Below are 14,547 nucleotides of genomic sequence, written 5' to 3' on the forward strand. Positions count from 1 at the left end.
ACATCTGGTATGCCATTTTTTGTTGACTGCTATTGGCTTGGGTTGGACTTTGGATGTTAGCTATGCGACCCAAGTCTTTAACTATGACAGTATCGGCAATATCGAAAGTAAGACGGGTGTTGGCAATGGGAATTACGCTTATCCACCCTCGGGTGCCACCAGCTTTGGTACTTATGGTGCGAGCAATAATCGCCCTCATGCGGTACAGAGCATCCCGGGCATAGGCAGCTTTACGTATGACGACAATGGTAATCTGAAAAATGGTGCAGGACGCAGTGTTGAATGGACCAGCTTTGACATGCCAGAGAAAATCACCAAAGGCAATGAAAGCAGTAGCTTCGCTTACGGAGCCGACCATCAACGCACCAAGCAAATGAAATCTGATGGTGGCGCTAACACCAGTACGATTTACTATGCAGGAGCGATGGAAGTCGAGACCAAAAGCGGTACTGTTCAGAGTATCAAAACCTACTGGCCAGGTGGGATCGGATTCGAAATCGATAAACCAACTCAAGCAACAGAACTCAACTGGATTCATACGGATCGCCTAGGTAGCGTGATCGCCATTAGCAACGCGAGTGGTACGCTGGTGGAACGACTCGCCTACGACAGCTGGGGCAAGCGCCGAAGCCTAAGTGGTAACGAAACCCCTGACAGTATCGATGGTGTCAAAGACAACAAAGGCTTTACCGGACACGAGATGCTAGACAAGCTCGATCTGGTGCACATGAACGGTCGTATCTACGATCCGCTCATCGCCCGATTCATGAGTGCGGATCCTATCATTCAAGATCCTGAACATTCTCGGAGCTATAATCGGTATACTTATGTATGGAACAATCCGACTAATCTTACTGATCCTACGGGGTTTGTGGCGATGGAGGAGAATGCTTCTGCCCCTGAAAATCCAGAACCAAAACCAGAAGAAAAACCAAAAGAACCACCGCCACAAAGCGTTGTATTTAAAAAATTAGCGGGACCATGCTCACAAAATTCAAAGTGCATCGGTACTTTATATTCTGATGGCGTGTTTGCTCCTAGCGAACAAGGAAAAAATCAATCCGCCGATAACTCAGGGGGAAAGGGATCGGCAATCGGGGGGGGCCAAACAATAACGCCTGAGACTACTCAGAAAACAGATGTAAAGCGCGAGAAAAGTTCATTGCAGGATGTGAAAGATTGGCTGAATGATAAATGGGAGAAATTTTTAGATTATCGTCAAGAGGGAGCTGATCTTAGAAGTGCTGCGCTAGCTGGAGACAAGGCAGCGCAAGATCAAATGACTTTGAATATAGCAATGGGCTTCGCGGGAACCACATCGATAAAAATATCTGGTGGGCATTCATTCTCAAAGCATGTGTTAGGTGTTGGTGCAAGAATAGATGATCCACTATTCCGAGGTCTTGCAATTCGTACAGTCGCCCAGTTGGAAAAGCATATAGCTGAAGTCATGGCTAATCCGACAGCTACACGAACTTTGATGCGTGATCGAGTTGCGTATTTTCATGAACCTTCTGGAACAGTTGTAATACACAATCCACGCGCAAGTGATTTGGGAACTGCGTTTCAACCGACCAATGCAAAAGCCTATTTTGAAGGTTTAAAATAATATGAAAATTGAGAATAAATCTGAAAGTGGAATTACGATTTTTTTTACGTTGGATGAACTTTACATTCTAAATAATTCATTGAATGAAGTTTGCAATGGACTTCCTCTGCGTGATTTTGAAAATCGTATGGGGGCGACAATTGCTGAAGCGGAAGAATTATTTTCTCAAATAAATCGAATCTTGTGATTGCTGTTGTTACGGACGTTAATGTCTTAAGGCGTAACGAATTGGTAAGGTGCAATGGGCTTCATCAATTGCACCACTCCAGCCGAAGAGAAACGCAGCAAATCTAATCAAGCCCGAGCAATTCAGTGCGACGCCAAATAACCGCGTCGCACGTCCTCAATCGCCTGTTCCAAAGTCCACACCCCAGCGATCACACGACCAGCCCGTTCGGCGTCGTTCTCGGTCGCGTGGAGTCCTTCCAGCCTAAAACTAGCCGTGGTCTGTTGCCAGTGTTCATCCGCTTGCGCCAGCGCCACGTAAAAACGCCGTTCACGCATGGCCTTCATCGAGATGATATTGGCGGCGTGGGGAATTTCATTGTTTTTCATGTTTTTTCGTCCTTTTTCACCGTTTTTCATTCTTTTGCAGAGTTTTTCATCTTTTTTCAAAATTCATTGCAGACAATTGCACAGTTTTTCACTGTTTTGCACAATATTGCAGGGTATTGCACAACATTGCACAGTATTGCATTTTGCGGGTTAAAAGCAGGGTTGGTATACGCTTTTGGGCAGTGCATTCGTAATCTTATGTACAATAAAAAGTGCGTGTTTTTGGGTGATTTGACCGTCCGAATTTGACATACACCATACGCACATTAACCAAATATGGTGCGTGAATCCTTGGATGTGATTGGATCGTCGAGGATTGATGATCAAATAGATGAACTATGTAATCTGCCAGTCACAGGCAGCTCAAAGAGCCCGATTAGGCGCAGAGCACAAGAAATGCCCTAAACTACCTACTCATACCTTATTCGCAAGTTCGCAATTTGGAGGAGTAAATCAAGCTTTGCAGACAAGCACCTTATTGCAAGATTCGACAGTCCGTTTGGTGTAGTGATACTAAAGCGATTACTATTCTGATTGTAATAAAGCTGCCGTTAACTTTAGTTGAGGGGAGCATTTTTTTGCAGAAATTCCTCTGTGATTTAGCTGAAATCTACTGACGGCGTTAGGTGGAAATGTGATGCCTACTGTATAATTTTTCGATTGTTAAAGATAAATTGAGTGCAGTTAAAAAATGTCAGTGCCGTTAGTTAAAGATGTTTCTTGCGCCAATTTAGTCTTAGGCAAGTCGATTGCGATATTCTTTTCTTTCCTGACGACGTTTGTTTGGGAAACGATCTTTCATCATCTCTCACATTAAAAATATTATGCTTTGCATGTCTACCTCTAGTCTACGGATATTTTTTGTCCTCGTGTTTTGCCTGACAATCTTGGGCGGCTGTGCGACCTCGGCCCCACCAACACCACCAGCAAAAGTATTTGTAAAAACAGACTTGCCAGTGACGCCTGCTCCAAAAACTTTGCGACCAGTTCGTATCGGTTTAGCTTTGGGGGGAGGCGCTGCGCGTGGCTTTGCGCATATTGGCGTGATTAAAGTGTTGGAAGCCCAAGGGATTGTGCCTGATGTGGTGGTGGGCACGAGTGCTGGTAGTGTGGTTGGTGCGATGTATGCGGCGGGGAATAATGGTTTTGCGCTGCAGAAGATGGCTTTGGAGATGGATGAGGCGACGATTTCGGATTGGTCTTTGCCATTCTTTTCCAAAAGTAGTGGTGTCTTGAAAGGTGAGGCGCTTCAGAGTTACGTGAATCGTATGGTCAATCAAACTGCCATTGAGAAATTGAAGAAGCCTTTCGGTGCGGTGGCAACCGATTTAAATACAGGATTGCCGATTTTGTTTCAACGCGGGAATACGGGTCTTGCAGTGCGTGCATCGTCTGCTGTGCCGGGCGTGTTTCAGCCCGTGAAGATTAATGATCGATTTTATGTCGATGGTGGTTTGGTGTCTCCCGTACCTGTGCGTTTCGCACGTGAGATGGGGGCAGATATTGTGATCGCGGTCAATATTTCTTCTTCGCCTGAAGCACAAAATTCCGCCAGCTCTTTGGAAGTTTTGATGCAGACCTTTACCATCATGGGACAAAGTTTGAATCAGTTTGAATTGAAGAGTGCGGATGTGGTGATTAAGCCAGAGTTGGCCAGTATGAAAGGTAATGATTTTAATGGCCGTAATTTGGCGATACTTGCGGGTGAGCGCGCCACTAATGCCGTTATTGGCGAATTAAAAGAAAAAATCCGGGCGTTTCAAGAGAAATAATCGAGCTGCTTGAGGTGATGCCAATGAGTTAGATGTGTGGCGCTCAGTTGTACTCTGCTCAGGGTCAGTTATTTGTGATTTGTTTCGATCGATTGCGTGTGATTAATGTAGAAAATAAGGCAGTAGATGACAAGACACCATTCTATTTTTTTACTTCGTCTTCGTTGATGCGTCGTGCGCCATTAAAGCGTTTTTTCCAGTAACTGACATTCATGCTCTCTATGCGTACTCGGCCGCCAGCTGAGGGTGAGTGAATAAATTTGTTATCACCAAGGTAAATTCCTACGTGGGAAAAACTCTTTTTGAGTGTGTTGTAGAAAACCAGATCGCCGGGTTTTAGATCTTTAGGCTCGACTTTGTCGCCTTTGTTACTGATTTCTTTTGCCGTTCTTGGCAGCTCGGTTTCGCTTGAATTCTTAAAAACTAATCTAACAAATCCGCTGCAATCCAAGCCGTTTTCTGGCGAGTTGCCGCCACGTTTGTATTTAATGCCTAGCATGCTCATGGCATTAATCGTTAAATCCGAGGTTTTATCTCTTAAGTCTTTGAGTGCTGAGAGGGTTTTGTTGGGTGTTTCTATGGCTACTTCGTCACTTGCGTAGCTATTGCCAGCAACCAGGAAGAGTACTAAGCATATTTTCAGAAGTCCGGTTTTTTTCATAAGCGTTTTGCAAAAAAATAAAAGAAAACGGGATTTGACCTAAGCCGTGGCGTTCGTGGTGAAAATTACATCAAGCGCGCTATCCTGCGGAAAAGAGGAGGAGTATAGCTTACTTTATAGCGAAAGTAAGCCTTGCACTTAATCCTGATAAAGAAGATAACTACTTGGAGTTGGCCTGAAAGGCTAATGTGATAGCGCGGTGTGTTAGGGTAGTGCGATAAACCAATTTGCCAATTAAGCGCTAACTTAGCGCTAACTAAGTGCGACCGAGGTGAAAGCAGCATTCTTTCACCTTCGTTTTGTCAGTAACTTGAGTCGAGCTTGTTTATCGCGGTAGATCAGGCATGTTTCTCGATAAAGTCTATGACTTTTGGACATACGATTTCGCGCCATTTACGGCCTGAGAAAATCCCATAATGGCCGCAACCTGGGGCGACAAAGTCTTGTTTCATGGATGCTGGGATATTGCTGCAAAGATCATGAGCGGCCTGAGTTTGACCTGCCCCGGAAATATCATCTAACTCACCTTCAACGGTGAAGAGCGCAACCGTCTTGATATCTTGTGGCTTGACTAATTTGCCTTCGACTTCCCAGGTGCCTTTAGGTAAGCGGAATTCTTGGAATACCGTTTTAATCGTTTCCAAATAGTATTCAGCTGGCAGATCTAATACGGCGTTGTATTCATCATAGAATTTTCTATGTTGTTCTGCCGATTCATCGTCGCCTTGCACTAAATGTTGGTAGAAGTCCCAATGACTCTGGGCATGACGATCAGGGTTCATCGCGACAAAGCCAGTGTGCTGTAAAAAGCCCGGATAGACTTTGCGACCAAAACCAGGGTAATTGGCAGGAACATTGTAGATAACCGAATTTTCGAACCAAGAATATTTCTTTTCCGTGGCAAGTGTGTTGACTTGCGTAGGTGATTTGCGCGGATCAATCGGGCCGCCCATCATGGTCATCGTTTTGGGCAACGCAGGATCATTGGCGCTCGCCATGAGTGAGATGGCGGCTAATACCGGCACGGTCGGTTGGCAGACTGAGATGACGTGCAGATCAGGACCTAAGCCACGGATAAATTCTTGTACGTAGTAGATGTAGTCGTGCAAATGGAATGGGCCAGCCGACAGCGGTACCATCCTCGCATCAATCCAATCGGTAATATAGACGTCGTAGTGCGGTAGCAGGCTTTTTACTGTGTCGCGCAATAAAGTTGCGTGGTGACCAGAGAGCGGGGCGACGATTAAAACTTTTCGTTGTTGACTGATTTTTGCATCGCGCTTGCTATTAGCCAGATTCTTTTTGAAATTAATGAGTTTGCAAAAAGGTTTAACTACCGTGTTATCTTCAACGATGGCGATGTGTTGCTCGCCTATTTGTACTGAGTCTATATTGAATGCTGGCTTTTCATAATCCTTGCCGAGGCGATATACCAGTTCGTAAGCTGCTGCGATTCTTTGTGAGTAGGGAGTGTAGGCCAGTGGTGAAATAGGATTGGCAAACATCTTGGAGGATGCCTGCGCCCATTTGGTTAAAGGCGTTAAAAAGGATCGGTTAAGTTCATGAAGTTGATAGAGCATCGTGCATTTTCCTAGTTATTGACGGAATTGCTGGTATTACCTTACTTTTGTGGAGTGCGGTAAGCGTCGGATTCGTTCTAGTATAACGCTAAATTATTGCAGTGCGTCATAAATATATTCCGTGGAGGAATTTTTGTAGTCACTCGTGAACGTAAATAACATTGAAAGCGCTATTGTGGATTATTTCCTAAAGATAAATAGTCAATAAATAGTTAGTGATTTAAGCAATTTATTCTGTATGTCTTGTTTAAATCTTATTTATTAGTTCAATAGCTTGATCAAAATCATAATTTTCAATGGCCTTTTGCAATGTTTGGTGGTCATCATTGTTAAATATGGTGACAAAGTAAGGTTGGTGTTTTTCGAAATAATTGAGTGCTTCAGGATTGCTGTCATGTAGCAGCTCAAGAAAGCTACACTTGATTTCATCAGTTTCATTGCTTTGCAGTTTGTCTCTTTCAATGGATAGAGGTTCGATTCTATCTGCCGGTGACTGTTGAAAAAAAACATCTAGCTCTTGTATGCACTTATTGAGTTCTTCTGAGAGTTGCAGTAAAAATTGAGCCGACTCAGTATGAATTTCGTCGTCATGCTTTGCTTGCGACATTTCGATCTGAATACACAATGCGGCGATTGCCGATGCGCCTATCGTTGCGCTGACACCTTTAAGCGTATGAATCAAACGCCGAAAATTCTCATCCGCGATTCCGCTTGTTAGCGCGTGTTTTATCGCTTCTAATGATGTGTTTTGCGTGTTGGCAAAGCGACGTAGGAGTTGTAAATAGAGCGTTTGATTGTGAGCGGTGGAATGTAATCCTGCCGCCGTATTGATGTATTTAAAGCCTGGTAAAACCGCATTTTCGGTTTCTGTTTTTGATGTTGCGTGTTGGGACTGCTGTCCTTGGTTGAGCCAATGATAGATCGTCTTATTGAGTTCATCTGGATCAAACGGTTTAATCAGATAGTCCTGCATTCCTTCCGCCAAACATCGATTTTTTGTTTCAGCTTCTTCGTCTGCAGTTAGCGCTAGGATTGGAATGGATTGGTATCGGCTGTCCTCGCGTATTTTCAATGTCGCTTGGTGCCCATCCATGACGGGCATTTCCAAATCCATCAGAATTAAGTGAAAAAAATCACTCGCATTTTGCGCCAATAAATCAAGAACTTCTTGGCCATTGTTCGCCGTGCTGACCGAGAATCCCGCGTCACTTAATAGATCAACGATGAGTTCTTGATTAAATTCATTATCTTCGGCGAGAAGGATGTGATTTTGTTTATCTATAGACATGGCGAAAGTAATTTTATTGATCGGACGCAATCAGTTATTCAGTTTGATTTTAGTGTATTTGTTTAGCTAGGTGTGTGTCTGAATCGGCTTTATGTTGGCCTGCATGTTTGCATCTTATATCCTTAAACAATGTGGTTAATTTGCAATTAAATGTTGTATGTGTTTCTTCCAATCAAAATATTCCTTTGCGGATGTCATCGCTAGGTACATTTATGACCTCAATCGGGATAGAATCAAAATTTCTTTAGGCTTGAACTCGATTTGGGCAAAGTCAGGAATGTTAGAGATAAAGTCTGCGAATTTGCTAAGGCTTTTTTCTTGAATCAGTTCTTGGCTAGCGTAAGAAGCAATTACTTATGAGTGGATTTCCATCAATATGCGAATAAGCTGGATTGAGCGGTCACTTGATGGCCTAGATACATTGCGAGACTCGATTGCCGATGGCTGTGCTTTGGCGAATCAGATTAAAAACGAAGGTATCGCTTCTCAAGACGAGATTTTGGTCGCCAGTGCTGAACTTATTTTTGCTTTTGCCGATTACTTTGAAAATCGTCTTCCTCAAGCGATTCATTCTTTTGAGAGATTGTCTCAATTTTTCTCTTCACATGCAGAGATGCGTGGTGTTTTTTTCGCTGAAACGGGGCGAGTGATTGTATTGCGCAAGCTGGGTGAAGTGCAGACGGCTTGTGAAATTTGCGAAACCAAATTATTACCCGTCGCACATGGAATGCCTTCTCGACTTTCAATCTTGGCTTGGAATATCTTTGCAATTTTGTCCCAAGAGCGGGGTGAGACTGAGCAGTCTATTCGGTATTTTTACCTTGCTTTAGATGAGTCTCGTCGAATTAATTCTACTAGTCGTATTGCGCAGGTGACCGCAAATTTGGGTGAGGTTTTGTACGTCACTGGAAACGCTATTGCTGCTGAAGAGTTATTACAAATTGCGCGTGACGTGGCGCCGTCTTCAACAGAAAAATGGTTGATGCCGTTCAGTTCCACCATGCTGGCTTTATGTAAGATCGCATTGGGAAAATTTGATGAAGCTTATGATGCGATTTCTCATTACATAGAAAACGATGAAGCGGCGACGGAGCATACTCAATCTTATTCCGCTTTTTATTTATCGGTCGCAGCTTACACTTTGGCTCTCAGGGATCAGTTAACACAGGCCCAACAATTAAGTCAAAAAGCGCTGACTCTAATTGATATGATTGAAGACCCACATTTGAGACCATATATCTGGTGGGTTAGCGGCTACCTGTATCGTAAAAGCGGGCAATATGATTTGGCAATATCGGTATTGAGCAATGCGATTAATGAGCTTGGCGATAGCGGTTACGTGCATTTGCCGCTGCGTGCGATCAATGAGCTGTCCGAGATCTATGCGGAATTGGGGCGTTGGCAAGAAGCCTACGAAGAACAAAAACGTCATCAAGCCCTGCTAATACGGGCACAAGAACGTGCCAATAAAATTCAAATTGAAAATTTAAAGATACGCAATGAGTTCAAAGAGGCCGAACAAGATCGCCGCATGAACGAGCGTATGAGCATAGAACGAAAATCCCTAGACGACGAATTGCAGCGCATGTTGACCGAGCGCGAGACGATTTTGGAAAATTCTATCGTTGGTATGATTTTCTTGAATAGCTCGGGGCGCGTGCAGTGGGTCAATACACCGCTGTGTCAAATTTTTGGTGTGGAGCGCGACAATGTGCTGGGCGCTTCGTTAGAGCCATTTTACGAATCTCGTGAAAGCTATCTCGAATGCGGGGCTGCGGTGAGTCAGGCTGTGTTGCGCGGCGAGGCATTTGAAACTGAGCTCAAAATGCGTCGTAGCGACGGCACCGTATTTTGGGTGCATTTTTCCGGACGTGCGGTGAATAAAAATGATTTATCGTATGGAACAGTTTGGGTCGTGATGGATATCTCAACGCGCCGTCAATTAGAAGATGATTTGCACAAATCAGAATATAACTATCGACTGTTGATTAACAATGTCACCGAAGGCATTATCGTCGTACAAAATGCCAAGATCGCTTTTGCCAATCGCTTGATTCAAACTTTGAGTGGCTACACCAACGAAGAATTGATAGGCATGCCTTTTACCGAATCCATCTACGCCGATGATGTGCCGGTAGTGGTGGAGCGTCATGCTCGTCGTTTGCGCGGTGAAGTGGTGGAGCAATATTATCAAATTCGTTTGGAACATCGAGTTACCAAAGCTTTGATTTGGGTCGAAATTTCCTCAGTATTGATTGAATGGGAAGGACTACCCGCGACGCTGTCATTTGTATCTGATTTGACCCAACGTAAATTGCTCGAATCCCAGTTGAAAGAGAGCATGGACGAGCAAATGCGTTTGCAGACTTTGCAGATGCAAAATGAATTGAAAGTGTCCGAATTGGCGCGTCGTCACGCGGAAGAGACGACAGAAGCTAAATCTCTATTTTTAGCGAATATGAGTCATGAAATTCGCACGCCTATGAATGCGATTATTGGTATGGCGCATTTAGCGTTGAAGACGGATTTGACTGTTAAGCAAAAAGATTACGTCGAAAAAATTCATAAGGCTGGTATGTCCCTGATGGGGATTATTAACGATATTTTAGATTTTTCTAAAATAGAAGCCGGTAAATTAGATATCGAAAACGTTGAGTTTGACTTAGATGAAGTATTCAATAGCGTTGCAGTAGTGACTAGCGAAAAAGCAGAGCAAAAAGGTTTGGAGTATTTATTTGATGTCGGCGAGTGTGTTCCTAGACGTTTGAAAGGCGATCCATTAAGAATTGGTCAGGTCTTGATTAATTTAGTGAATAACGCGATCAAATTTACCGAAGAGGGTGAGGTTTGCTTGCGCTGCGAGGTGGTGGCACGACAAGGTGATCAGGTGACCATGCAATTTGTGGTACGCGATACCGGCTTGGGTATGAGCGAAGCACAATCGGCCAAATTGTTTATGCCTTTTAGTCAAGGTGATGAATCAACAACCCGAAAATTTGGTGGAACAGGTTTAGGCTTGTCGATTTCCAAAGGGATGGTCGATCTTATGGGCGGCGAGATATCTTTGGATAGCCGCGTGGGGCAAGGTACAAGCGTAAAGTTTCAATTGCCTTTAATCGAATTGCCGGTAGATACGAAACCCAAAAATCGAGATTTATTTGATCAATTGTCTGTACTAATCGTGGATGATCATGCGTTTGCTGCGTCACTATTGGCAGACAAATTGTCGGTATATGGTATCGCTTGCGATACAGTCTGTTCCGGACAAGATGCACTTAAATGTTTATTAGATAGAGATCAAACTTTGCAAGGGCAGTACCATGCGGTGTTTATTGATCTGCATATGCCTTATATGGATGGCACCGAGCTGATTACCTTGATTCGCCATTCCAACTTGCAAGAAGTACCTAAGGTCGCATTGGTCGGCGCGACAGCGCGTGAGAATTTGAATTATCGGGAAGATTCATCCGTGATCGATGCTTATCTGGATAAGCCCTTTAATAATTCAAATGTGTTTGATTGTTTGGTCAATATGTTTTCATTTCACGCGCATAGCAGTGTGGCCAATGCCGCGAATGCCGCGTTTCGATGCAAAGATTTGCGTGTCTTGTTAGTGGAAGATAATGTAGTTAATCAGCAAATTGCAAGGGAGTTGTTGGAGGCTGCCGATATTGAAGTGGATCTTGCAGGCAATGGACGTGTCGCGGTAGAGCGTTTGCATGAGCGTGGCGCGGATTATTACGGTATGGTATTCATGGATGTGCAAATGCCGGAAATGGACGGACATGAAGCGACGAAATTAATTCGAAGCGATGATACTTTTTCTAAATTACCTATCATTGCGATGACCGCGCATGCGCTGCTGATTGAGCGGGAACGATGTTTCGCCTCAGGAATGAATGCGCATCTTGCGAAACCGATTAATCCTGGTGAGTTGTATCAAGCGGTGGCTGAATGGTGCAAAGCGTATGTCGTCGGTCATACTAATCTACCTGCGGGTAGTGCGACTAACTCTGCCGATTTAGTTTTGCAGATTGATGGGGTTGATGCCGCCTTGGGTTTAAGTCGCACTATGGGCGATAGGCAGCTATATTTCAAATTATTAAAGCTGTTTGTTCAGGACCAGCGTGATGCGATTGATCACATACGTCAAGCACTTTCTCAGGGTGATGTGAAGTCGGCAGAGCGTATTGCGCATACCTTAAAAGGTGTGGCGGGTTTAATCGGTGCGCGTGTGCAGCATGCTGCGGGAGCTTTAGAGGCTGCACTTGAAAAAGAAACTGAAGGCAAGAATGAAAATCAGCTTGAAGCAGAGGATCAGTTTCAAGATAAAGCCGAGATGGCCAAAAATCGGCTCACCCAATTTGAGGCCTCGCTTTGCTCAACCGAGCTAGAGCTTAAACAGTGTATATCCGCCATAGAAGCATGTTTGCTCAGTGAGTACGCTCAAATGCAGGAGGCCACAGAGACCCTTGTGAAACCTGAGCGAGATAGTCAGCAGGTAGTGGAAAAATTAAAGCATTGCTATCAATTGGTCAATAATTATGATGGAGAAGCATTAGAGGTTTTATCCGATGCAATTGAAGAGTTAAATATCGCTTTTGGAACGGATGTGCAAAAACAAATTATGCGGGCCGCAGCACAATACGATTTTGATGTCATCGCCTCTATCATGAAAGGGAACGCACATATGAGTGGATTGGAGCTTGATTAATGCGCGCCTATATGACTATGCGGTGGGTGGACTGCAGCTAAATTAGAAATAATTCAAAGGTGATTTATGAATGCAGTGAATGATTTGGATGCAAAGCAAGTTGTACTGATCGTTGATGATACGCCCGATAATATTACTTTATTGTCGGCCTTACTCAAGGATAACTATCGTATCAAGATCGCGACTAATGGGATTAAGGCTCTGCATATCGCCGCGACTTCTCCAGCGCCCGATTTGATTTTGTTGGATGTTATGATGCCTGAAATGGATGGTTATGAGACTTGTCGGCGTCTCAAAGAAAATCCTATGACGGCGGACATTCCAGTGATTTTTTTGACGGCAAAAAGTCAGGTGTCTGATGAGGAAATGGGACTGAAGTTGGGCGCGGTTGATTATATTAGTAAGCCGATCAGCCCGCCAATTGTCTTGGCTAGAGTAGCAACCCAATTGCATTTGGTCCGCGCACGTAATTTATTACAAGATCAAAATAAACATCTTGAATCCCTGGTGCTAGACCGTACTCGTAAGCTCGCAAAAATGCAGGACGCCATTATTATGGCGATGGCTTCTTTGGCGGAAACGAGAGATAACGAGACTGGCAATCATATCCGCCGCACTCAAAACTACGTAGCCGCATTGGCGCGTCAGTTGAAACACTTGCCGCGATTTTCCATAGAACTGACTGATGAAAATATTGAATTATTATATAAATCAGCGCCCTTGCATGACATCGGAAAAGTGGGAATTCCTGACAATATTTTATTAAAGCCAGGTAAATTGACCTCGGAAGAATTCGAGGTCATGAAGCTCCATACTAACTATGGTCGTGAGACGATTTTGTCGGTTGAACGTTATTTAGGTGAGAGTAATGAATTCCTGCGATTTGCTCGTGAAATTACTTATTCGCATCAGGAAAAGTGGGATGGTTCTGGTTATCCCGAAAATTTATCGGGTGATGCGATTCCGATTTCAGCGCGTCTGATGGCTGTCGCAGACGTATATGATGCCCTGATTTCTCGACGTGTTTATAAACCTGCTTTTACTCATGAGGAAGCCATTGATATTATGCGCAAAGGCCGAGGCACGCATTTTGACCCTGAGATTTTTGATGGATTCTTAAAAATCACCGATGAATTCAGGCAAATTGCTTTGCAATATCGTGAAACCGAAGCGGGAGAAACAGAAATTTATTGATTTTTTTGTGAGTGCTGATTTTTTGTTCCGGCAAATTAAAGAAAGCGCAAAAAATGCGCTTTCTTTATTTGGAGTACCAAGGTGTGCTTAGTCGAATACAGGTGATTCTACACCAAGAATTTTGTGCAATTTTGGTGAAGTCGTTGTGTACTGCATGTGGATTTTCTTTTCAGGGAAAATATACGGTGCAGCACCAAAAGCGGCTAAAGCAGCTTCATGGAAACCGGACAAAATCAATTTTTTCTTACCTGGGTAAGTATTGATATCGCCAACGGCGAAAATACCTGGCACATTCGTTTCAAATTTCTCAGTGTCCATGACTTTCAACTGCTTACGTTCTATCTCTAAGCCCCAATCAGCGATAGGACCGAGTTTTGGTGATAAACCGAAGAATACCAACAAGTCGTCAAGTGGTAAGCGACGAGTTACGCCATCGGCTCCAGTTACTTTGATCTCTGCCAATTTGTCATCTTTGGTTTCTATGCCAGTCACTTGGCCGATGATCAACTGCATTTCATAGTTGTCGCACATTTCTTTCATTTTGGCGACAGACGCAGGTGCAGCGCGGAAATCATCACGACGGTGCAACAAAATCACGGATTCAGCTTTACCAGCAAGCGCTAATGCCCAATCCAATGCGGAGTCACCACCACCACAGATCACCAAGTTACGACCTTCAAAGCGGCTAGGATCTTTGACGCGATAGAAAACTTGAGAGCCTTCGAATGCTTCAATGCCTTCTACTTTTAAGGTACGAGGTTGGAAAGAGCCTACCCCAGCAGCAATGAAAATTGTTTTGGTGATGAATTTAGTACCCAATGAGGTTTCTAGATCAAAGCGACCATCAGCGCGACGCTGCACCAAAGTGACTTCTTGATTCAAGTGGAAAGTCGGTTCAAATGGTTCAATTTGCTTGAGTAAATTATCGGTCAATTCTTGACCCGTGCAGACAGGAACCGCTGGAATGTCATAAATAGGTTTGTCCGGATACAGCTCAACACATTGACCGCCAACGACTGGCAGTGAGTCAATCACGTGGGCTTTGATTTCGAGTAGGCCAAGTTCAAAGACCTGAAACAGACCGACAGGACCCGCACCAACGATGACTGCATCGGCCTCAATCACATCTGTGACTACTGAGTTTTGTTTGTTATCCATACGACTTTATATTCTT

10 protein-coding genes are annotated in these 14,547 nt (G+C 44.0%); 5 read left to right on the forward strand and 5 right to left on the reverse strand.

Annotation, left to right across the window (positions count from 1 at the left end):
- Nucleotides 1-19 precede the first annotated feature (19 nt).
- Entirely contained in the window at nucleotides 20-1,609 is a 1,590-nt protein-coding gene (locus tag ACFFJH_RS01090) for an RHS repeat domain-containing protein (RefSeq protein WP_390209444.1), read from the forward strand.
- 1 nt (nucleotide 1,610) lies between these two features.
- Entirely contained in the window at nucleotides 1,611-1,796 is a 186-nt protein-coding gene (locus ACFFJH_RS01095) for a hypothetical protein (RefSeq protein ID WP_390209445.1), read from the forward strand.
- A gap of 122 nt (nucleotides 1,797-1,918) precedes the next feature.
- Here ACFFJH_RS01095 and ACFFJH_RS01100 read toward each other — a convergent pair whose 3' ends face one another.
- Complete coding sequence (locus ACFFJH_RS01100; protein WP_390209446.1) at nucleotides 1,919-2,224, reverse strand: antitoxin VbhA family protein; 306 nt, start codon at nucleotides 2,222-2,224, stop codon at nucleotides 1,919-1,921.
- 773 nt (nucleotides 2,225-2,997) lie between these two features.
- Between ACFFJH_RS01100 and ACFFJH_RS01105 the strand changes: the two genes are divergently transcribed.
- Nucleotides 2,998-3,936, forward strand: coding sequence for a patatin-like phospholipase family protein (locus tag ACFFJH_RS01105; protein ID WP_390209447.1), 939 nt, complete (start codon nucleotides 2,998-3,000; stop codon nucleotides 3,934-3,936).
- A gap of 142 nt (nucleotides 3,937-4,078) precedes the next feature.
- Here ACFFJH_RS01105 and ACFFJH_RS01110 read toward each other — a convergent pair whose 3' ends face one another.
- From ACFFJH_RS01110 to ACFFJH_RS01120, 3 genes are all read right to left on the reverse strand, one after another.
- Nucleotides 4,079-4,597, reverse strand: a complete 519-nt coding sequence (locus tag ACFFJH_RS01110; protein ID WP_390209448.1) for a C40 family peptidase — start codon at nucleotides 4,595-4,597, stop codon at nucleotides 4,079-4,081.
- Nucleotides 4,598-4,935: 338 nt separating this feature from the next.
- Nucleotides 4,936-6,177 (reverse strand): polyhydroxyalkanoate depolymerase, encoded by a 1,242-nt coding sequence (locus ACFFJH_RS01115; protein WP_390209449.1) that lies wholly within the window; start codon nucleotides 6,175-6,177, stop codon nucleotides 4,936-4,938.
- 247 nt (nucleotides 6,178-6,424) lie between these two features.
- A complete protein-coding gene (locus ACFFJH_RS01120) occupies nucleotides 6,425-7,465 on the reverse strand; it encodes a response regulator (protein WP_390209451.1) in 1,041 nt (346 codons plus the stop codon).
- A gap of 376 nt (nucleotides 7,466-7,841) precedes the next feature.
- Between ACFFJH_RS01120 and ACFFJH_RS01125 the strand changes: the two genes are divergently transcribed.
- Both ACFFJH_RS01125 and ACFFJH_RS01130 read left to right on the forward strand, forming a co-directional pair.
- Nucleotides 7,842-12,179: a response regulator gene (locus tag ACFFJH_RS01125; protein ID WP_390209452.1), complete on the forward strand. Its 4,338-nt coding sequence runs from the start codon at nucleotides 7,842-7,844 to the stop codon at nucleotides 12,177-12,179.
- Nucleotides 12,180-12,245: 66 nt separating this feature from the next.
- On the forward strand, nucleotides 12,246-13,373 hold the full coding sequence (locus ACFFJH_RS01130; protein ID WP_390209453.1) for a response regulator: 1,128 nt from the start codon (nucleotides 12,246-12,248) through the stop codon (nucleotides 13,371-13,373).
- An 87-nt stretch (nucleotides 13,374-13,460) separates the two neighbouring features.
- Here the strand turns inward: ACFFJH_RS01130 and ACFFJH_RS01135 are convergent, their stop codons facing one another.
- Nucleotides 13,461-14,531: an NAD(P)/FAD-dependent oxidoreductase gene (locus ACFFJH_RS01135; RefSeq protein ID WP_390209454.1), complete on the reverse strand. Its 1,071-nt coding sequence runs from the start codon at nucleotides 14,529-14,531 to the stop codon at nucleotides 13,461-13,463.
- Between the last annotated feature and the right edge of the window lie 16 nt (nucleotides 14,532-14,547).

Source organism: Affinundibacterium danionis, assembly GCF_042432465.1.
Lineage (GTDB): Bacteria > Pseudomonadota > Gammaproteobacteria > Burkholderiales > Burkholderiaceae_D > Undibacterium > Undibacterium danionis.

Coding starts and splice junctions, on each gene's coding strand:
- ACFFJH_RS01095 (WP_390209445.1), top strand. CDS start 1,611: ATGAAAATTGAGAATAAATCTGAAAGTGGAATTACGATTTTTTTTACG.
- ACFFJH_RS01105 (WP_390209447.1), top strand. CDS start 2,998: ATGTCTACCTCTAGTCTACGGATATTTTTTGTCCTCGTGTTTTGCCTG.
- ACFFJH_RS01110 (WP_390209448.1), bottom strand. CDS start 4,597: ATGAAAAAAACCGGACTTCTGAAAATATGCTTAGTACTCTTCCTGGTT.
- ACFFJH_RS01115 (WP_390209449.1), bottom strand. CDS start 6,177: ATGCTCTATCAACTTCATGAACTTAACCGATCCTTTTTAACGCCTTTA.
- ACFFJH_RS01120 (WP_390209451.1), bottom strand. CDS start 7,465: ATGTCTATAGATAAACAAAATCACATCCTTCTCGCCGAAGATAATGAA.
- ACFFJH_RS01125 (WP_390209452.1), top strand. CDS start 7,842: ATGCGAATAAGCTGGATTGAGCGGTCACTTGATGGCCTAGATACATTG.
- ACFFJH_RS01130 (WP_390209453.1), top strand. CDS start 12,246: ATGAATGCAGTGAATGATTTGGATGCAAAGCAAGTTGTACTGATCGTT.
- ACFFJH_RS01135 (WP_390209454.1), bottom strand. CDS start 14,531: ATGGATAACAAACAAAACTCAGTAGTCACAGATGTGATTGAGGCCGAT.